This window comes from Paraburkholderia sp. Cpub6, from assembly GCF_014201065.1.
Lineage (GTDB): Bacteria > Pseudomonadota > Gammaproteobacteria > Burkholderiales > Burkholderiaceae > Paraburkholderia > Paraburkholderia tuberum.
In genome coordinates this window covers 96,778-115,812 of the sequence record NZ_JACHDM010000002.1, presented here as the reverse complement: position 1 = coordinate 115,812, position 19,035 = coordinate 96,778, and the positions used below count along the sequence as shown (strand labels likewise).

Sequence of the window (19,035 nt, the reverse complement as noted above, 5' to 3'; positions counted from 1 at the left end):
TATAGTCCACACGTTCTTCAGCATAGTGCGAGTTTTCCGATGATGCTGTCCCAGGTGGAAGAGATGCGCGACCAGCTGCGCCCGTCCGAGCGCAAGCTGGCCGATTACGTGATCGAGGCGCCGCGCGAGGTGCTCGATCTGTCGATGACCGAGGTCGCCGCGCGCGCGGGCGTGAGTCAGCCGACGATCGCGCGCTTCTGTCACGCGCTCGGTTTCTCCGGCTTTCGCGAATTCAAGATCCGTCTCGCGCAGGGCATCGCCAGCGAAGTGCCCGCCGTCTATCGCGACGTGCGGCCCGACGAGCCGACGCCGGGCGTCGCCGCGAAGGTGCTCGACCGGACGATCGGCGCGCTGATTCAGGTGCGCAACAATCTGTCGTCGGATAGCGTCGCCGCGGCGATCGACATGCTCGCGCAAGCGAAGCGCATCGAGTTCTACGGAGCGGGCGGCTCAGGCATCGCCGCGCTCGACGTGCAGCACAAGTTCTTTCGGCTCGGCATGCCGAGCGTCGCGTATTCGGACCCGCATACGTTTCTGATGTCGGCCGCGCTGCTCGGACCTGGGGACGTGGTCGTCGCGATTTCCAATACGGGTCGCACGCGCGACATCATCGATGCCGCGAAGGCCGCGCTGAACGCGGGCGCGAAGGTGATCGCGATCACGCACGGCAATTCGCCGCTCGCGCGGCTCGCAACCGTGGGCCTCTTTGCGAACGTCGACGAAGACACCGACATCTTCTCCCCGATGACCTCGCGCGTGTCACATCTGGCGATCGGCGACATTCTGGCGGTCGGCGTCGCGCTGAGCCGCGGGCCCGAACTGCTGGAGAAGCTCGCGCAAACGAAGGAAGTGATCCACCGGCGGCGGGTGGATTCGCAGGGGTGAACCGCTGCGATGAAACGCGGAACGACGGAATAACGCAAAAGGGCGGTGTGCCATTCAACCGGCATACCGCCCTTTGGTCTATTCCAGCGCCCTGCTTAACGCCGTCAGCCGCTCAGAACGGCTTGATCACCACCAGCGCGACCGCGGCGAGCATACCGAGCACCGGCAGCTCGTTGAACATCCGATACCACTTGTCCGAGCGGCGATTCTCGCCGCGCTCGAACCTGCGCAACAGCACGCCGCAATACGCGTGATAGATGACGAGGAGCACGACCACGCCGACCTTCGCGTGAATCCAGCCCTGCCCGCTGCCGATGCCGATCACGAGCCACAACCACAGGCCGCACGCGATCGCGGGCACGGCGATGAAGCTCATGAAGCGGAACAGCTTGCGCGCCATCAGCAGAAGACGCGCCGTCGCGGCGGGTTCCGTTTCCATCGCCAGATTGACGAAGATGCGCGGCAGATAGAACAGGCCGGCAAACCAGGAGGCAATCAATACGATGTGAAACGTCTTTACCCAAAGCATCGGCGGGGGTCCTTGTGGTCCTTGTTGTTGTGGCGCTTCGATTCGTGCTTTATTGACGGCCTTCGCCATGACCCAGCACGACGTATTTCAGCGACGTCAGCCCTTCGAGGCCGACCGGGCCGCGCGCGTGCAGCTTGTCGTTCGAAATGCCGATCTCGGCGCCGAGGCCGAACTCGAAGCCGTCCGCGAAACGCGTTGACGCGTTGACCATCACGCTCGCCGAATCGACTTCGCGCAGGAAGCGCATCGCGCGATCGTGGTCTTCGGTGACGATCGCGTCGGTGTGCTGCGAGCTATACGTGTTGATGTGCTCGATCGCCGCGTCGATGCCGTCGACCACCTTGATCGCGAGCACCGGCGCGAGATATTCGGTGCGCCAGTCTTCCTCGCTCGCATCGACGAGCGGACCGACGCCCGCATCGGCCAGCACTGCGCGCGCCGCCGCATCGACGCGCAGCTCGACGTCCTTGCCCCGATACAGCTTGCCGAGCGGCGGCAGCACCTCAGCGGCGATGCCGCGCGCGACCAGCAGCGTCTCCATCGTGTTGCAGGTGCCGTAGCGGTGCGTCTTCGCGTTGTCGCAGACGTTCAGCGCCTTCGGCAGGTCCGCGCGATCGTCGACATAAACGTGGCAGATGCCGTCGAGGTGCTTGATCATCGGCACGCGCGCTTCGTTCATCAAACGCTCGATCAGGCTCTTGCCGCCGCGCGGCACGATCACATCGACGTACCCGGTCATCGTGATGAGCTTGCCGACCGCCGCGCGGTCCGACGTCGCGACCACCTGCACCGCGTCCTGCGGCAGACCGGCCGCTTCGAGGCCCTCGCCGATCAGCTTCGCGAGCGCGGTATTGCATTCGAGCGCTTCCGAGCCGCCGCGCAAAATGGTCGCGTTGCCGGACTTCAGGCACAGCGCCGCCGCGTCGATCGTCACGTTCGGGCGCGATTCGTAGATGATGCCGATCACCCCGAGCGGCACACGCATCTGGCCGACCTGGATGCCGCTCGGCCGGTACTTCAGATTGCTGATCTCGCCGATGGGGTCGGCCAGCGCCGCGACCTGGCGCAGGCCTTCGACCATCGTTTTCAGCGCCTTGTCGGACAGCGTCAACCGGTCGATGAACGCGGCATCGTGGCCCTTGCCGCGGGCGCGTTCGAGGTCGCGCGCGTTGGCGGCCTTCAGCAGATCGGCATCGCGCTCGATCGCCTCGGCAACGGCCGCAAGCGCCGCATTCTTCGCGGCGGTCGACGCCCGCGCCATCGCGCGCGAAGCCTGACGGGCGCGTTGGCCGAGGTCGGTCATGTACTGGTCGATATCCATGGTCATTCTCGTGATGCCCCGCACGTTGGCATGCGGTGGTCGGGCAGGATTAGCGAAAAATCAAACGATTGTAAGTCGGGTACCGGGGCTTTGCTCGCACGCGGGCGGCGGGTGCACTGTGCTGTCGCAGGTTCGCCGATGCGTTTCGTTCGGCGCGTGGCACGCGAAACACGCTGGTCTGTATGTGTGGAACGACTGGCAGTTGGTACACGATTGCTCGCGTCAGCCACTGCTTCGACGCTCGCGCGACTCAGGTGTGCCGCTTCAGACTGGCCGCCGCGCTGGCGCCGCCGTTGGCACCCGAGGTCGCGGCGGCGGCACTGGCGAAGCTGCCGACGGTTTCGGCGCCGCCACCGTCATCGCGAGTTCGAACAGGCCGTCCCACGGATCGGGCGGCGGATCGTTGCGATGATTACCCGGCGTGCCGCCCGACAGCCCCTTCACCTGCCGGTCGAGCCGCGCCGCCAGCGCGAGTGCCGTCTCGAGCGCCGCTTCGCTGACGCGCGACAGCGCAGGTCCGATCAGCCGTTCGCGCGGACCCCACACGCGGTTCTCGCGCGTGAGCATCGCGAGCGGCTTGCCGGCCGCGACGCCGCGCTTGATCCGCAGCAGCGTGCGCACTTCTTCGACGACCGCCCACAGCACGAGCACCGCGGCCTCGCCTTCACCGCGCAGCCCGTCGAGCATGCGCGCGAGACGGCCGACGTCGCCCGCGAGCATCGCCTCGTTGAGCTTGAACACGTCGTAGCGCGCGACGTTGAGCACCGCGTCCTGAACCTGATCGAAGCTCAGCGAGCCGTTCGGATACAGCAGCCCGAGCTTCTGGATTTCCTGATGCGCGGCGAGCAGATTGCCCTCGACGCGCTCGGCGATGAACGCGAGCGCTCGCCGCCCCTCCTCGCCGGCTGCGACGCGCTGACCTTGGGCCGCGAGCCGCTGCCCGACCCAGTTCGGCAGCTGCGCGCGCTCGACCGGATCGATCTTCAGCGCGACGCCGGCGTCGGCGAGCGCGGTGAACCATGCCGACTTTTGCGTGGCCGCATCGAGGCGCGGCAGCGTAATCATCGTCAGCACGTCGTCGTTGACGGTGGATGCGAGCACCTTCAGCGCATCGGCGCCTTCCTTACCGGGTTTGCCCGACGGAATGCGCAACTCGACCAGCTGACGGTCGCCGAACAGCGACATCGACTGGCTCGCGCCGAGCAGCGAGCTCCAGTCGAAACCGCGCTCGACCGTGAACACCGAGCGGTCGGTGAAACCGGCCGCGCGCGCCGCCGCGCGGATGCGATCGCACGCTTCCTGCGCGAGCAGATGCTCGTCGCCGTATACGACGTACAGTCCGGCGAGGCCGCGGGCGAGATGCGCTTCGAGCGCGTCAGGTCGCAGTTGCATGGCTGGCGGTTGACGGGATGAATGAGATTCGACGAATCACGAACGGCGCGATGCTCACAGCGGCGGCGGCGGCAGCGGTGCGCGCGGCGCGATGGCCGGCACGGCCTCGGCCGGCGTCGGATGCAGCGAGCGCACCACGCCGAGACGGCGGACCAGCTGATCGACCGCGTCGTTTTCCATGTCGGCGAACAGGATGTCGGACTCGGCGGCCTTCGCCTGCGAGAACTGGTCGCTATAGGTCATCGCGCGGTTCAGCGCGATCACGCTGCCCGGAATCAACACGGTGCCGTCCTTGCCGGTCAGCGTGTAGTTCATCTGCAGGTTCAGCTGATACTCGGCGACGACGCCCAGCGAATTCAGCGTCAGCGTGCTGACGTTGCGGTTCTGCGTGATCTGCAGCAGCGCATCGGCATTGGCGGGCGAGCTGACCACCACGGTGTCGCTGCCGCCCTGCACGATGCGCGTGAAGCGCGCCATGGCCGCGGGCGAGCCGCCCGCCACATAGAGGCGCTTGAACGCGAAGTCCTGCTGGCCGCGCAACTGGAAGCCGCAGGCCGACAACATCATTACGCTGCAAGCGAGCGTCAAAAACGATCTGCGAGTCACATTCGCTCCCGGTTCGCAGTGGATTCGCGGTGCCGAGGAACGCCGCCGGGCGGGCGGCGCTCCGTCTGCCGGATGAGGGCCTGGAACGTCAAACGACCACGTTCACGAGGCGGCCCGGCACCACGATGATCTTCTTAGGTACCTTGCCTTCGCTGAACTTCACGACCATTGCGTGCTCGGCCGAGAGCTGCTCGATCGCTTCGCGAGACGCGTCCTTCGCGACCGTGATCGCGCCGCGCACCTTACCGTTCACCTGCAGCACGAGTTCGATCTCGGCCTGTTCGAGCGCCTTCTCGTCGACCTTCGGCCACGGCGCGTCGAGCAGTGGGCCGAATTCGTCGGCATAGCCGAGCTCCTGCCACAGCTGGAACGTCAGGTGCGGCACGACCGGGTACAGCACGCGCAGCATCACACCGTAGGTTTCACGCAGCACGGCGGTCTGCGCGCCCTTCGCGCCGTCGAGCGCGTTGAGCATCTTCATCGCGGCCGATACCACCGTGTTGTACTGAAGACGCTGATAGTCGAAATCGGCCTGCTTCAGCACGCTATAGATCTCACGACGCAGCGCCTTGTCGGTGTCGTTGAATCGTGCGGCGTCCAACTGGCCACCCGCGCGCAGCGCGGCTTCGTTCGAATAGCCGAAGTTCCACACGCGACGCAGGAAGCGGCTCGCGCCTTCGACGCCCGAACCCGACCACTCGAGCTGCTGCTCGGGCGGCGCCGCGAACATCACGAACAGACGCGCGGTGTCCGCGCCGTGCTGATCGATCAGCGTCTGCGGGTCGACGCCGTTGTTCTTCGACTTCGACATCTTCTCGACGCCGCCGAGCACGACCGGCTGGCCGTCAGCGTTCAGCACCGCGCCGACCGGGCGGCCCTTGTCGTCGAACGACACGGTCACTTCCGCCGGGTTGTACCAGGTCTTCTTGCCCGCTTCGTTTTCGCGGTAATAGGTTTCGTTGAGCACCATGCCCTGCGTGAGCAGGTTCTTCGCCGGTTCGCCGAACTTCACGAGACCGAGGTCGCGCATCACCTTCGCCCAGAAACGCGAGTACAGCAGGTGCAGGATCGCGTGTTCGATACCGCCGATGTATTGATCCATCGGCGCCCAGTAGTCGGTGCGCTCGTCGACCATCGTCTTCGCATCCGGCGACGCGTAGCGGTAGAAGTACCACGACGAATCGACGAAGGTGTCCATCGTGTCGGTTTCGCGCTTTGCCGCGCCGCCGCAGCTCGGGCACGTGCAGTTCAGGAACGCTTCGGACTTCGCGAGCGGATTGCCCGTGCCGTCCGGCACCAGGTCTTCCGGCAGCACGACCGGCAGGTCTTTTTCCGGCACCGGCACGTCGCCGCACTTCGGGCAGTGGATGATCGGGATCGGCGTGCCCCAGTAACGCTGGCGCGAGACGCCCCAGTCACGCAGACGCCACGTGATCTGCTTGTCGCCGAGGCCCAGTTCCTTGAGATCGGCGGCGATGCGGTCTACGGCTTCGTCGTAGGCGAGGCCGTCGTACTTGCCGCTGTTCACCAGCGTGCCGGTCTTCTCGCCGTACCAGTCCGCCCACGCTTCGGTCGAGAATTCCTTGCCCTCGACCGCGACGACCTGCCTGACCGGCAGACCGTATTTCTTCACGAACGCGAAGTCGCGCTCATCGTGCGCCGGCACGCCCATCACCGCGCCTTCGCCGTAAGTCATCAGCACGTAGTTGCCGATCCACACCTCGACCTTCGCCTGCGTCAGCGGATGCGTGACGTAGAAGCCGGTGGCCATGCCTTTCTTTTCCATCGTCGCGACGTCGGCTTCGGCGACGCCGCCGCGCTTGCATTCGTCGATGAACGGCTGCAGTTCCGGCTTGTCTTGCGCGAGACGCGTGGCGAGCGGATGCTCGGCGGCGATCGCGCAGAACGTGACGCCCATGATCGTGTCGGCGCGCGTCGTGAACACGCGCAGCAGCTTCTGTTCGCCGTCGATTTCATACGGGAAGCCGAAGTTCACGCCGAAGCTCTTGCCGATCCAGTTCTGCTGCATGATCTTCACGCGCTCGGGCCAGCCGAGGCCTTCGAGATCGTTCAGCAGGTCATCCGCGTACTGCGTGATGCGCATGTAGTACATCGGGATTTCGCGCTTTTCGACGAGCGCGCCCGAGCGCCAGCCGCGCCCATCGATCACCTGCTCGTTCGCGAGCACGGTCTGGTCGACCGGGTCCCAGTTCACGGTGCCGGTTTTCTTGTACGCGATGCCCTTTTCGAGCATCTTCAGGAACAGCCACTGGTTCCACTTGTAGTAGTCAGGGCTGCAGGTCGCGACTTCGCGCGACCAGTCGATCGCGAGGCCCATCGACTGCATCTGCTTCTTCATGTAAGCGATGTTGTCGTAGGTCCACTGCGCGGGCGGCACGTTGTTGGCCATCGCGGCGTTCTCCGCCGGCATGCCGAAGGCGTCCCAACCCATCGGCATCAGCACGTTGTAGCCGTTCATCCGCAGATAGCGGTACATCACGTCGTTGATCGTGTAGTTGCGCACGTGCCCCATGTGCAGCTTGCCCGACGGATACGGCAGCATCGAGACGCAGTAGAACTTGGGCTTGTCGGTGGTTTCCGTCGTCTTGTAGGCGTCGATGGCGCGCCATTGCCCTTGCGCGGCGGCTTCGACGTCGGAGGGAACGTATTTTTCGTGCATGGTGTGATCGGATCGCCAGGTTCGGTGCTTTCGCACCGGCCCGGTGCTCTGCAGAATGTCGTTGCGTCGTGTCCCCTTCGGCGGGGAAAGGGCTGATTATACCGTTCGCGGACGGGTGCGCCGCGCGGCGTGGTGCGGGACTGGGTATGCCGGATTCGTGAACGCGGTGCGCACCCGGTGGCGCTCAATGCTGCGCGGCGGGCGGCGGGTCCGTCACGAAGCCGATCCGTTCGAGCCCCGCCTGCTGCGCGGCGCCCATCACCTGCGCAATCACTTCGTAGCGCGTCGAGCGCTCCGCGCGCAACTGGATGTCCGGCTGGTCCGCCCGCTTGCCGGCCTCGGCGAACTGCGCGCGCATCTGCGCGAGCGTGATCGGCTTGCCGTTCCAGTAGAGCTTGCCGGCGCCGTCGATCGAAAGGGAGATGGTTTGCGGGGTCTGACGCGCGGGCGCCGCCGCGACCTTCGGCAGATCGAGCCGGATCGCGTGCGAGAACAGCGGCGCGGTGATGATGAAAATCACCAGCAGCACCAGCATCACGTCGATCAGCGGCGTCATGTTGATCTCGGCCATCGGCGCGGCCGTCTGCTTCTTCTCGAGTCCGCCGAATGCCATGTCGCCTCCTTGCGTCTGAGCTTGCCCGTGCGATGGGCGGTGGGCCGTAGGTCGTGGGTCGCGGTGTCGCGAAGTGTCGGGTCTGCCGCGCGCGTGACGCGTCAGCGGTGTGCCTCGTGCGCCGCGTGCTGCGCGCGCGGCGGCGTCGGCGCGTGCTCGGTTGGGGAGCATACGTACGCGTGCAGATCGTGCGCGAAGCCGTCCAGTTCTTCGGACAATTGCCGCACGAGGCGGCCCAGCACGTTGTACGCGAGCACCGCCGGAATCGCGACCACCAGACCGAACGCGGTCATGATCAGCGCCTCGCCGACCGGTCCCGCGACGTTCTCGATCTGCGCCTGCCCGCTCGCCGCGATGCTGCCGAGCGCGTGATAGATGCCCCACACGGTGCCGAGCAGACCGACGAACGGCGCGGTGCTGCCCACCGACGCCAGCAGCACCTGACCGAACTCGAGCCGCCGCTGCGACGCGTTGAGCGCCTGACGCAGCGCGCGCAGCACCCGTTCGCTGCGCTCGACGCGCGCGAGCAGCGCGCCCGGAATGTCGATCTCGGCCGCGTTGAGCGCCGCTTCGGCGAGCGGCGCGAACACGCGCTCGCGGTCGGCGCGGCGCAGGATGGCGACGCCTTCGGCGAGCGTCGGCGCCTGCCAGAAGCGCGCGATCGCCCGGTTGGCCTGGCGTTTCGCGCGCGTCAGAATCCAGCTCTTGACGATCAGAAAACACCAGCTCGCAATCGACATGGTCAGCAGCACATAGGCGACGCCATGCGTGATTGCGTCGCTCGTTTGCAGGTAATGGATGATGCCGCTGCTGCCTGCCATCTGACCTCGCCTTGGGAAAGTGACTTCGGGAGGGCGCGCTCGGGATGCGCTACTCCGCCTCTGCGCAACGGGCTTCGCTCAACGCAGGCCGAGCACGTCCTGCATGTCGAAGAAGCCGTTGTCGTGGCCTTCGAGAAAGCGTACAGCACGAAGCGCGCCTTGTGCATATGACAGGCGGCTTGCCGATTTGTGCGTGATCTCGATGCGCTCGCCGATGCCCGCGAACAGCACCGTATGATCGCCGACGATATCGCCGCCGCGAATCGCCGAGAAGCCGATCGTCGACGGATCGCGCTCGCCGGTCACGCCTTCGCGACCGTAGATTGCGCAGTCGTCGAGATTGCGGCCGAGCGCGTTGGCGATCACTTCGCCCATCGTCAGCGCCGTGCCGGACGGCGCGTCGACCTTGTGACGATGATGCGCCTCGATGATCTCGATGTCGTAGCCGGTCGAGAAGTGCCGCGCCGCGTATTCGAGCAGCTTTAGCGTGACGTTCACGCCGACGCTCATGTTCGACGCGAACACGACGCCGATCTTCTGCGCCGCCGCGCGCAGCTGCGCTTTTTGCGCGTTGTCGAAGCCGGTCGTGCCGATCACCATTTTCACGTCGTGGCGCTGCGCGGCTTCGAGATGCGCGAGCGTCGCGTCGGGACGCGTGAAGTCGATCAGGTAGTCGGATTCGGCGAACACACGCTCGATGTCGTCGGACAGCAGCACGCCGGTCTCTTTGCCGAGGAACGCGCCGGCGTCCTGGCCAAGCTGAGCAGCGCCCGTGCGGCAGAGCGCGCCGGACAGCGTCGCGTCGGCATCGTTGAGGACGGTTTCGATGAGCATGCGGCCCATCCGGCCCGATGCGCCTGCAATGGCAATTTTCATGACGATGAGGATTCGAAAAGAGTCAACCGGTATGGAGCCCGGCAAACGCGGCCCGGCCAATGCCCGGACCAGTGTGCCGGGGAATGCGCCCGGTCGATATAGGGACACGCGGAGGGACACGCGGCGGCAGGGAGCAAAATCACCCGGCTCGCTGCTGGAGCCAATGCGGGCGGCCAACCGGGACGGCTCGCTCAGGTGACTGACCGATACGGCCCGCTGCGGCGACCCACTGCCGCGGCAACACATTCATGCGGCCCAAGCGGCGCATTTCCGACCTCGCCTGGTGCCGGACAAACACACATCTGGCGGGCGCCGCACATGTGGCGCGCAGCCCGCCTCACAACACCGACGAGCAAATCAGTTGCTCGTTCCCGGCGTCGCCGGCGAAGTGTTCAGCGTCGGGCTCCCGCTGCTTTGCGAGCCCGTCGGGCCGACCGGGTTGCTCTCGTTCTCCTGAGCGGGCGGCGGCGGACGCTTGAACTGGAACTGCGGCTGACCGCCGGACGTCGGGCCTTGCGTCGGGATCCCGCCAGCGCCCGCTCTCGGCACGGCCGACCGCACGGACGGCGCGCGGCTCGGCGTCGGCACCGCGCTCGTTGCGCGATTGGCCGCCTGGGCGGCTTCCGCGTTTGCGTCCATGGACGGCGTGGCGGCCTGCTGGGCGCCTTCGACCGACGGCGAGCGCGTCGTATCCACGGTAGCCGGTGCTGCGGCGGCCGCCGCACTGGCGGCGGCTGCGTCGCTGGCGGCCACGGCGTTGGCGGCCTCGGCCGCGCTCGTCGCGCGCGGCGGCGTCGCGTTAGGGCTGCGGCCACGGCGGTCGCCGTCGATCTCGGCCAGCAATTCGAGATTGGTCGGCAGATCCTCGCCGCCCGTCCAGTGGGTCACGATGTCACCCGAGAAGAACACGACGAAGTCGCGCTGCTGAACGATCGACGTCGAGCCGCGCTTGAAATAGAACACGTAATCCCAGCGATTCGCGTGGAACATGTCGGTCAGCAGCGGCGTGCCGAGCAACTGACGCACCTGCGCGCGCGTCATGCCGACCTTCATCTGATCGGCCATTTCCTGTGACACGAAGTTACCTTGCACGACCGTAATCCGATACGGCGTAATGCGTTGGGCAACGCGCTGGGTCAGGCTGTCGTACGTGGAACATCCGGCAAGAACCGCGACAGTCGCAACAGCGATCAAGGTACCCCGCATGCGGCTCCCCCGGTAGATCAATTGAGATTTAGAAATCATTTCACTCACCGTGCGGGCCCGCTTGCGGGCCGCGCTCATTCCATCGAAAATGACCAGAACGCCAAAACACATTACTATGAGAGCCCAGCATTGTACTCTAGGGATCCCTTGTCATGACCAATCCAACCGATCTCAAGAATATCGGGCTCAAGGCGACCCTTCCGCGCCTCAAAATCCTTGAGATTTTCCAGCATAGCCCGGTGCGTCACCTGACCGCCGAAGACGTGTACCGCAACCTCCTGCACGAGGAGCTCGATATCGGTCTCGCCACCGTGTATCGTGTGTTGACGCAATTCGAGCAGGCCGGCCTGCTCTCGCGCAGCAATTTCGAATCGGGCAAGGCGGTGTTCGAACTGAACGAGGGGTCGCACCACGACCACCTCGTGTGCCTCGATTGCGGGCTGGTCGAGGAATTTTTCGACCCCGAAATCGAAAGCCGTCAGCAGTCCATCGCCAAGGCACGCGGCTTCAAGCTGCAGGAACACGCGCTGGCGCTGTATGGGGCGTGCACGAAGGAAAATTGTCCGCATCGTAAGCACTGATGCGTCGCGGGTCGCCTGCGAACGCGACCTGGCAAGTCAGAAAAAAGACCCGGCCGATGGGCATCGGCCGGGTCTTTTCTATTCAGGCGGCGGCAATCGCCGCTATCCGACCAACTCCACGCTCGGCTCGAAGGCGAGGCGCCACGGCTCGGCCAACTGCAATTCGTCGCAATTCGGCGCATCGCCGCCGCGATCGACGACGATGAAGTCGCTGACCTGATCCAGCGCGAGCAGCGGATGGTGCCAGACCCCTTTGGCGTAATTGACGCCCTGCCACGCATCGGTCCAGAACGCGCGCATGCGCGCGCCGTCGAACTCGCCGGCCGGCGCGACCACCATCAGATATCGGCCCGCGCGTAAGGGAATGAAAGCCTGGCTGCCGAGCGGATGCCGCTCCATCATCGTGATCTCGACGGGCAGCGCGCGCGGCTGCGCGCGAAACAGACTGACGAGCGGCCGGCCGCCCTGCTCCACCACGTCGACGCGCGCGAGGTCGTGATAGCGCTCGGTGGTACCGCCGTTGATCGGAAAACGACGCGCGCCGTCGAGTTCGATCACGTCGCCGAACGGCGCGAAGGCCGCGCGCGTCAGGCGTTCCATCTGCAGGATCTTCATGCGTGCCGCTCCATGACGTTGCTTGCGTTAAGCGATCTCGCCCCACAGACGCAGGCGCGACACGCCGCCGTCCGGGAAGATGTTGAAGCGCACGTGCGTGACCGGCCCGAGCGCGGCGAGGTCGTCCGCGAACGCGTGCACGTGATCCATCTGCAGTTTCTGTTCGCCGAGCAGCACCGGCCAGAACATCGCCTGCGTGACGAGGGAATCGTCTGTGCCGCCCGTCACCGATGCCGCCTGCAGCGAGCAGCGATCCGGGAAGTTGCCCTTGAAGTGCGCGGTGTCCACTTCGACCTTGCGGATCACGCCGGGCCGCGCGAGCGCGACGATCGCCCAGTCGTTGCCCGGCTCGCGACGCCGCCGCGTTTCCCAGCCGTCGCCCATGTTCACGCCACGGCCCGGCATCAGCATCTGCGAGGCCGGCCCGAAATGCTGGTTGTTCGCGGCGACGAGGTACGCGCCGTTTTCGATCGCAGCGAGATCGAGCAGCGTGCCGCGCTCGACGCGGCTCCAGTCGCGCTGCGGCTGGCCATACACGCGCAGTCGCGCGAGCCCGCCGTCCGGATACAGATTCACGCGCAGATGGGTGACCGGGCGCGCGTCTTTCACCTCGACGTAGTGATGCTGGTTGCCCTGTAGCGTTGTCGCCGGGACGAGCGGCTGCCAGTCGGCGTGCTCGGGCGGCACGTCTGTGTCGCTATGACAGGCATCGATCGACGCCGCCGGCGGGAAATTGCCGGTGAAGTGGCTCGTATCGAGATCGACCCCATGCACGACGCCCGGCCGCGCGAGCCGAATCACGCAATGATCGTGGCCGGTGGTGCGCTTGCGACGCGTCTCCCAGCCGTCCATCCACTTGCCGTGGTCGTCGTATTTGCCGGGGATGAACACCGCCGGCTGCGGGTCGAGCATGCGCTCTTTCGGCGCGAAGAATTCGTCGCTGGCGAACAGCGCCTTCGCGCCGAGGCGCGGATCGGCGAGGTTCATGTAGCGGCGTGTGAAGGCGGGAGCGTTCGGGTCGAGGATCGGGTTGGCCATGATGTCGGTCGGTGTCGAAGAGGTCGGAAACAGCCGGCGGCGCCACGGCAACCGCCGGCTTTGCGAAAAAAGGTCGAGGAGCTATCTGGAAAGCGATGCTGGTTCGTCCGGTCAGACCAGATCCCCGCGCAGCCGTCAGACCGCCGGCGCGGGTTCGGCCGCACCGGGTTCGACGAGCGTGTCGTCGACGACGGGCACGTAGCGCAGCGCCGCGTCGCGATTCAGCACGCGATGCGCGCGCGCCTTGTCGATATCGTTTTCCCACACGGCGACCACCACCGTCGCGACGCAGTTGCCGATCAGGTTGGTGAGCGCCCGGGCGATGCCGACAAACCAGTCGACCGGCAGAATCAGCACGAGACCGAGCACAGGAATCGCGGGAATCGCGGAGAGCGTCGCCGCGAGAATCACGATCGCAGAGCCCGGAATGCCGTGCGCGCCCTTCGACGTCACCAGCGACACCAGCACGACGACGATCAGGTCATGAATAGACAGCGGCGTGTTGGTCGCCTGGGCGATGAACAGCACGGCGAGCGTCAGATAGATCGAGAAGCCGTCGAGGTTGAACGAGTAACCGGTCGGAATCACGAGACCGACCGTCGAATCCTTGACGCCCATCCATTCGAGCTTGCGCATGATCTGCGGCAGCACGGCGTCGGACGACGCGGTGCCGAGCACGATCGACAGTTCTTCGCGCAGATAGCGGATCAGCTTGAAGATGCTGAAGCCGGCGAGCCGCATCACCGCGCCGAGCACGAGGACGACGAACACCACGCAGCTCGCGTAGAACACCAGCACGAGCAAGCCGAGCTGCTTCAGCGACTCGACGCCGTAGGTGCCGGTCGTGAACGCGATCGCGCCGAGCACGCCGAGCGGCGCGAGCTTGATGATGAAGCCCATCACGCGGAAGAACACCTGCGACAGCTCATCGATCAACCCGCTCACGCGCTGCGCGCGCTTGCCGAGCAGCGACAGCGCCGAGCCGAACAGCACCGAGAACACGAGGATCTGCAGAATGTCGCCGGTCGCGAACGCGTTGATCGCCGTGTCGGGGATGATCTTCAGCAGGAAGCCCGCTGTGTCCTTCAGGCTCTTCGCGTGCTCGGTATAGGTCGCGAGCGATGCCGCATCGAGCGAGTTCAGGTTCACGTTCATACCTGCACCAGGACGCGTCGCGTAAGCGAGCACCGCGCCGATCACGAGCGCGATCGTCGTCATCGCCTCGAAGTAGATCACCGACTTCAAGCCGACGCGGCCGACCTTGCGCAGATCGCCCGCGTGCGCCATGCCGCTCACCACCACGCAGAACACGACCGGCCCGATCACCATCTTGATCAGCTTCAGAAAGCCGTCGCCAAGCGGCCGCAAGGACTGCGCGAAATGCGGAAAAACGGCACCGAGCACGACGCCGACCACGAGCGCTATCACGACCCGGCCAAATAGCGAATTGAAGAATTTCAACACGGCTTCCTCCTGCGGATGGTTGTCTCGGTCACTTCTGTTCAGACTGGTCCGACCAGTGCTGTTATGGCGAATAGTAGGAAGCCGATATACCCACGTCAAGAACTCATCGAAGAGTGTTTACCCGTTGTTTCTTCGGCGATTTCGGGTCGGATTCGGGATTTCAGACGGCGCGCGGCGCGCCTTCTCGCGCGCAAGTATTAGAATTGCGGTCAGACCACGCTACCGAGCGATCCCTCATGAAAAACGTCCCGCACACCGTCACCGACGCGGCCATCGCGACCATCCGCGAGCGTATCGAGGGGGGCGTCTATCCGGTGGGCAGTCTGCTGCCGGCGCAGCGCCAGCTATCCGATGAACTGTCGATCAGCCGCGCGTCGCTGCGCGAAGCGCTTTCCACGCTGGAAGCGCTTGGTCTGCTGGTGATCCGCCCCGGCAAGGGCGTCTACGTGGAAAGCGCGCAGGCGAAAAACGCGCAGGCGTGGCGCTTCGCCGAGCAGTCGTCGCTGCCCGACACGTATCAGATGCGCTACGCGCTCGAAGGCTTCGTCGCGCGCATGGCGGTGCTCGCGGTCACCAACGACGACCTCGCGTGGCTCGAGGAAAACATCACCGCGATGCAAAGCGCGCTCGCCTGCGAGGAACTCGACGAAGCGGCTCGGCTCGACTACGCGTTCCATATGCGCATCGTCAGCATCGCGGGCAATGCGGCGATCGAGTCGATCCTGCGCAGCAGCGCCGAGATCATGCAGGAAAGCCAGCGCATGCCGTTCTACCGGCGCGAGCGGGTGCTGTCCACGTACACCGAACATCGCGCGATTCTCGACGCGTTGAAGGCCCGCGATTCGCTCGCCGCGGGCAACGCGATCGAGACGCACATCGCGAACGCCGCGCAGCGCGCCGGCGTCTATTTCCCCACGCCGTAGACGGCGAAAATCGCAGACGAAAAAAAACCGCTCCGAAGAGCGGCTTTTTCATGCAGCGTGAAACCCGAAACTTACTTCGCGTTCGCGAGCGCCACAGCCGTGTCCAGCATGCGGTTCGAGAAGCCCCACTCGTTGTCGTACCAGCTCGACACCTTCACGAGTCGGCCCGACACCTTGGTCAGCGTCGAATCGAACGTCGACGAAGCCGGGTTGTGGTTGTAGTCGATCGACACGAGCGGTGCGTCGTTGTAACCGAGGACGCCCTTCAGCGCGCCTTCCGATGCTTCCTTCATGATCGCGTTGACTTCCTCGACCGTCGTGTCGCGCGCGGCGATGAACGACAGGTCGACGACCGAGACGTTGATCGTCGGGACGCGGATTGCGTAGCCGTCCAGCTTGCCGTTCAGTTCCGGCAGCACGAGGCCGACCGCCGATGCCGCGCCGGTCTTGGTCGGGATCTGGCTATGCGTGGCCGAACGCGCGCGGCGCAGGTCTTCGTGGTACACGTCGGTCAGAACCTGGTCGTTCGTGTACGCGTGGATCGTCGTCATCAGGCCGTTCACCAGACCGATCTTGTCGTTCAGCGGCTTGACCAGCGGCGCGAGGCAGTTGGTCGTGCACGATGCGTTCGAGATGACCGTGTCCGACGCCTTCAGCACGTTGTGGTTCACGCCGTAGACGATCGTCGCATCGACGTCCTTACCGCCCGGCGCCGAGATGATGACCTTCTTCGCGCCACCCTTGATGTGCGCGCTCGCCTTTTCCTTGGTCGTGAAAAAGCCCGTGCACTCCATCACGACGTCGACGCCCAGCTCGCCCCACGGCAGTTCGGCCGGGTTGCGATTCGCCAGCACGCGGATCTTGTCGCCGTTCACGACGAGGTAGTCGCCGTCCACCGACACGTCGCCCGGGAACTTGCCGTGCGCGGTGTCGTACTGCGTCAGGTGGGCGTTGGTCTTCGCATCGCCCAGATCGTTGATGGCAACGATTTCGATATCGTGCTTCTTGCCGTTTTCATAGAAGGCGCGCAGGGTATTGCGGCCGATCCGGCCGTAGCCGTTGATTGCGACGCGAATCGTCATGATTTATCTCCTGATGGCTAAAAAATCCGTGTATGTTCGGCTGCTCGGACATCCGGTTCGGTGCGTTGCCGCGCGCAGCCACGAGGGGCACGACGGCAACGCGACGCAACCATCAGCCGAGCGCGGCCTTGACCGTCGCCACCACGTGCTCGACGGTGAAACCGAAATGCTTGAACAGCACGCCTGCCGGGGCCGATTCGCCGAACGTGTCGATGCCGACCACGCCGCCTTCCAGACCCACGTACTTGCGCCAGAAATCCGACACGCCCGCTTCGATCGCGACGCGACGCACGCCATGCGGCAGCACGCGTTCGCGGTACTCGGCGTCCTGCCTGTCGAACACGGTCGTCGACGGAATCGACACGACGCGGGCGGCGATGCCTTCGCGCGCGAGGGGCTCGACGGCTTTCATCGCGAGTTCGACTTCCGAGCCCGTCGCGATCAGGATGATCTTACGCGCGACGATCTCTTCATCCCAGTCGCGCAGCACGTAGCCGCCCTTCTCGATGTTGGCGATCTGCGCGTCGGTGCGCTCGTTGAACTGCAGGTTCTGGCGACTGAAGATCAGGCACGACGGACCTTCATGCTCGATCGCATGGGTCCAGGCCACCGCGGTTTCGACCGTGTCGGCCGGGCGCCACGTTTGCAGATTCGGGATCAGGCGCAGGCTCGCGACGTGTTCGATCGACTGGTGGGTCGGGCCGTCTTCGCCGAGACCGATCGAGTCGTGCGTGAACACGAAGATCGACGGCGACTTCATCAGCGCGGCGACGCGCAGCGCGTTGCGGCTGTAGTCGGAGAACGTCAGGAACGTGCCGCCGAACGCCTTGTAGCCGCCATGCAGCGCGACGCCGTTGATCGCCGCGCTCATGCCGAATTCGCGCACGCCGTAGTTCACGTAGTTGCCGGCGGCACGGCCTTCGGCATTCACGCGCACCGGCTTGGCGGCCTTCCAGTTGGTGAGGTTCGATCCGGTCAGGTCGGCGGAACCGCCGAGCAGTTCGGGCAACACGGCCGACAGACCTTCGATGGCCTGCTGCGATGCCTTACGCGTCGCCACGGTCTCAGCGCGCTCGTTCGCGCCGGCGATGATCGCTTGCGCCTTATCTTTCCAGTCGGCCGGCAGTTGCTTCGCGCTGCGGCGCTTGAATTCGGCCGCTTCCTGCGGGTACTTCGCCGCGTAGGCAGCGAACGCCTCGTCCCATTCCGCTTCGAAGCGCGCGCCCGCTTCCTTCGCGTCCCATGCCGTGTAGACTTCCTGCGGAATCACGAACGGCTCCCACTTCCAGCCGATCGCTTCGCGCGTCGCCGCGATTTCCTTGTCGCCGAGCGGCGCGCCGTGCGAATCGTGCGAGCCCGCCTTGGTCGGCGCGCCTTCACCGATCACGGTCTTGCAGCAGATCAGCGTCGGCTTGTCCGACAGCTTCGCCTGCCTGATCGCCGCGTCGACCGCGTCGACGTCATGGCCGACCACGTTCGGGATCACGTTCCAGCCGTACGCTTCGAAGCGCTTCGGCGTGTCGTCGTGGAACCAGTGCACCACTTCGCCGTCGATCGAGATGCCGTTGTCGTCGTAGAACGCGATCAGCTTGTTCAGCTTCAGCACGCCCGCGAGCGAGCAGGCTTCGTGCGAGATGCCTTCCATCAGGCAGCCGTCGCCGACGAACACGTACGTGTGGTGATCGACGATCCTGGCGTCGGGCTTGTTGAATTCGGTGGCGAGCAGCGATTCGGCGAGCGCCATGCCGACCGCGTTCGCGAGACCCTGGCCGAGCGGGCCGGTGGTCGTCTCGACGCCCGGCGTGATGCCATATTCCGGGTGACCCGGCGTCTTTGAATGGAGCTGGCGGAAGTTCTTCAGCTCGTCCATCGGCAGGTCGTAGCCGGTCAGATGCAGCAGCGAGTACAGCAGCATCGAGCCGTGACCGTTCGACAGCACGAAGCGGTCGCGATCGGCCCATTGCGGGTTCTTCGGGTTATGGCGCAGATGACGCGACCACAGGGCGACGCCGATTTCGGCCATGCCCATCGGCATGCCGGGGTGACCGGAGTTCGCCTTTTGAACGGCGTCCATGGCCAACGCGCGGATCGCGTTGGCCATCAGGGAGGTGGGTGCGGGAGACGGGGTCGTCATGTCGAGTCCGGAGACAGAGTCAGAAAGCGGGGGCGCGCTTGAGGCCCGGAAGCTCGGCGGTCACTTCGCTACGGCGCACGATGCGGCGCCAGGAGACGCGAAACGGGCAGAGCAAGCGGACAAGGCTGAAAGCGTTACATTCTAGCAGAAGGTTAACCCCTATCCGGCCGGAAAGCCGCCTGGCCGCGAGGTTCAACGCACACCGCCAGGCGGCGGCATTTACAATTCGAGCAGCTGTGTGCCCGCACTACCGATCGAGCCCGTCCGCC

17 protein-coding genes are annotated in these 19,035 nt (G+C 65.3%); 3 read left to right on the top strand and 14 right to left on the bottom strand.

From position 1 onward, the window contains the following. The first annotated feature begins 39 nt into the window (after window positions 1-39). Window positions 40-885, top strand: coding sequence for a MurR/RpiR family transcriptional regulator (locus tag HDG33_RS05285; protein WP_090801838.1), 846 nt, complete (start codon window positions 40-42; stop codon window positions 883-885). A gap of 112 nt (window positions 886-997) precedes the next feature. On the opposite strand, the gene HDG33_RS05280 is transcribed toward HDG33_RS05285, so the two are convergent. The 9 genes from HDG33_RS05280 to HDG33_RS05240 all read right to left on the bottom strand — a co-directional run bounded on the left by HDG33_RS05280 (window position 998) and on the right by HDG33_RS05240 (window position 10,929). Further along, a complete protein-coding gene (locus HDG33_RS05280; RefSeq protein ID WP_018421800.1) occupies window positions 998-1,414 on the bottom strand; it encodes a CopD family protein in 417 nt (138 codons plus the stop codon). A gap of 49 nt (window positions 1,415-1,463) precedes the next feature. Then, window positions 1,464-2,735, bottom strand: a complete 1,272-nt coding sequence (locus HDG33_RS05275; RefSeq protein WP_184022927.1) for a glutamate-5-semialdehyde dehydrogenase — start codon at window positions 2,733-2,735, stop codon at window positions 1,464-1,466. A gap of 264 nt (window positions 2,736-2,999) precedes the next feature. Next, a complete protein-coding gene (holA, locus tag HDG33_RS05270; RefSeq protein ID WP_184022926.1) occupies window positions 3,000-4,127 on the bottom strand; it encodes a DNA polymerase III subunit delta in 1,128 nt (375 codons plus the stop codon). A gap of 54 nt (window positions 4,128-4,181) precedes the next feature. Next, window positions 4,182-4,733 carry an LPS assembly lipoprotein LptE gene (gene lptE / locus HDG33_RS05265; protein ID WP_184022925.1) on the bottom strand — a complete coding sequence of 184 codons (552 nt, stop codon included), beginning with the start codon at window positions 4,731-4,733 and terminating at the stop codon, window positions 4,182-4,184. Window positions 4,734-4,821: 88 nt separating this feature from the next. Next, complete coding sequence (gene leuS, locus HDG33_RS05260) at window positions 4,822-7,413, bottom strand: leucine--tRNA ligase (protein WP_184022924.1); 2,592 nt, start codon at window positions 7,411-7,413, stop codon at window positions 4,822-4,824. 184 nt (window positions 7,414-7,597) lie between these two features. Continuing rightward, the gene (locus HDG33_RS05255) at window positions 7,598-8,026 is read right to left on the bottom strand and encodes a biopolymer transporter ExbD (protein WP_184022923.1); all 429 of its coding nucleotides are present in this window, start codon (window positions 8,024-8,026) and stop codon (window positions 7,598-7,600) included. A 101-nt stretch (window positions 8,027-8,127) separates the two neighbouring features. Then, window positions 8,128-8,847 carry a MotA/TolQ/ExbB proton channel family protein gene (locus tag HDG33_RS05250; RefSeq protein ID WP_184022922.1) on the bottom strand — a complete coding sequence of 240 codons (720 nt, stop codon included), beginning with the start codon at window positions 8,845-8,847 and terminating at the stop codon, window positions 8,128-8,130. Between the two features lie 78 nt (window positions 8,848-8,925). Continuing rightward, window positions 8,926-9,723, bottom strand: coding sequence for a 4-hydroxy-tetrahydrodipicolinate reductase (dapB, locus tag HDG33_RS05245; protein WP_184006535.1), 798 nt, complete (start codon window positions 9,721-9,723; stop codon window positions 8,926-8,928). Window positions 9,724-10,080: 357 nt separating this feature from the next. Further along, on the bottom strand, window positions 10,081-10,929 hold the full coding sequence (locus tag HDG33_RS05240) for an outer membrane protein assembly factor BamE (RefSeq protein WP_184022921.1): 849 nt from the start codon (window positions 10,927-10,929) through the stop codon (window positions 10,081-10,083). 152 nt (window positions 10,930-11,081) lie between these two features. Between HDG33_RS05240 and fur the strand changes: the two genes are divergently transcribed. Continuing rightward, entirely contained in the window at window positions 11,082-11,510 is a 429-nt protein-coding gene (gene fur, locus HDG33_RS05235) for a ferric iron uptake transcriptional regulator (protein ID WP_013090534.1), read from the top strand. Window positions 11,511-11,612: 102 nt separating this feature from the next. Here the strand turns inward: fur and HDG33_RS05230 are convergent, their stop codons facing one another. From HDG33_RS05230 to HDG33_RS05220, 3 genes are all read right to left on the bottom strand, one after another. Further along, complete coding sequence (locus HDG33_RS05230) at window positions 11,613-12,125, bottom strand: ureidoglycolate lyase (RefSeq protein WP_184022920.1); 513 nt, start codon at window positions 12,123-12,125, stop codon at window positions 11,613-11,615. Between the two features lie 27 nt (window positions 12,126-12,152). Further along, window positions 12,153-13,163, bottom strand: a complete 1,011-nt coding sequence (alc, locus tag HDG33_RS05225; RefSeq protein WP_184022919.1) for an allantoicase — start codon at window positions 13,161-13,163, stop codon at window positions 12,153-12,155. A 135-nt stretch (window positions 13,164-13,298) separates the two neighbouring features. Beyond that, window positions 13,299-14,627 carry a C4-dicarboxylate transporter DctA gene (locus HDG33_RS05220; RefSeq protein WP_184022918.1) on the bottom strand — a complete coding sequence of 443 codons (1,329 nt, stop codon included), beginning with the start codon at window positions 14,625-14,627 and terminating at the stop codon, window positions 13,299-13,301. A gap of 236 nt (window positions 14,628-14,863) precedes the next feature. Here HDG33_RS05220 and HDG33_RS05215 point away from each other — a divergent pair, with 236 nt between their 5' ends. Next, on the top strand, window positions 14,864-15,550 hold the full coding sequence (locus HDG33_RS05215; protein ID WP_184022917.1) for a FadR/GntR family transcriptional regulator: 687 nt from the start codon (window positions 14,864-14,866) through the stop codon (window positions 15,548-15,550). 71 nt (window positions 15,551-15,621) lie between these two features. Here HDG33_RS05215 and gap read toward each other — a convergent pair whose 3' ends face one another. Beyond that, window positions 15,622-16,632 carry a type I glyceraldehyde-3-phosphate dehydrogenase gene (gene gap / locus HDG33_RS05210; protein WP_008923882.1) on the bottom strand — a complete coding sequence of 337 codons (1,011 nt, stop codon included), beginning with the start codon at window positions 16,630-16,632 and terminating at the stop codon, window positions 15,622-15,624. A gap of 112 nt (window positions 16,633-16,744) precedes the next feature. Beyond that, window positions 16,745-18,766: a transketolase gene (gene tkt / locus HDG33_RS05205; protein ID WP_184022916.1), complete on the bottom strand. Its 2,022-nt coding sequence runs from the start codon at window positions 18,764-18,766 to the stop codon at window positions 16,745-16,747. Window positions 18,767-19,035: the final 269 nt, after the last annotated feature.

Coding starts and splice junctions, on each gene's coding strand:
- holA (WP_184022926.1), bottom strand. CDS start 4,127: ATGCAACTGCGACCTGACGCGCTCGAAGCGCATCTCGCCCGCGGCCTC.
- leuS (WP_184022924.1), bottom strand. CDS start 7,413: ATGCACGAAAAATACGTTCCCTCCGACGTCGAAGCCGCCGCGCAAGGG.
- HDG33_RS05275 (WP_184022927.1), bottom strand. CDS start 2,735: ATGGATATCGACCAGTACATGACCGACCTCGGCCAACGCGCCCGTCAG.
- alc (WP_184022919.1), bottom strand. CDS start 13,163: ATGGCCAACCCGATCCTCGACCCGAACGCTCCCGCCTTCACACGCCGC.
- HDG33_RS05280 (WP_018421800.1), bottom strand. CDS start 1,414: ATGCTTTGGGTAAAGACGTTTCACATCGTATTGATTGCCTCCTGGTTT.
- gap (WP_008923882.1), bottom strand. CDS start 16,632: ATGACGATTCGCGTCGCAATCAACGGCTACGGCCGGATCGGCCGCAAT.
- HDG33_RS05250 (WP_184022922.1), bottom strand. CDS start 8,847: ATGGCAGGCAGCAGCGGCATCATCCATTACCTGCAAACGAGCGACGCA.
- fur (WP_013090534.1), top strand. CDS start 11,082: ATGACCAATCCAACCGATCTCAAGAATATCGGGCTCAAGGCGACCCTT.
- HDG33_RS05240 (WP_184022921.1), bottom strand. CDS start 10,929: ATGCGGGGTACCTTGATCGCTGTTGCGACTGTCGCGGTTCTTGCCGGA.
- HDG33_RS05255 (WP_184022923.1), bottom strand. CDS start 8,026: ATGGCATTCGGCGGACTCGAGAAGAAGCAGACGGCCGCGCCGATGGCC.
- HDG33_RS05230 (WP_184022920.1), bottom strand. CDS start 12,125: ATGAAGATCCTGCAGATGGAACGCCTGACGCGCGCGGCCTTCGCGCCG.
- HDG33_RS05215 (WP_184022917.1), top strand. CDS start 14,864: ATGAAAAACGTCCCGCACACCGTCACCGACGCGGCCATCGCGACCATC.
- tkt (WP_184022916.1), bottom strand. CDS start 18,766: ATGACGACCCCGTCTCCCGCACCCACCTCCCTGATGGCCAACGCGATC.
- HDG33_RS05285 (WP_090801838.1), top strand. CDS start 40: ATGATGCTGTCCCAGGTGGAAGAGATGCGCGACCAGCTGCGCCCGTCC.
- dapB (WP_184006535.1), bottom strand. CDS start 9,723: ATGAAAATTGCCATTGCAGGCGCATCGGGCCGGATGGGCCGCATGCTC.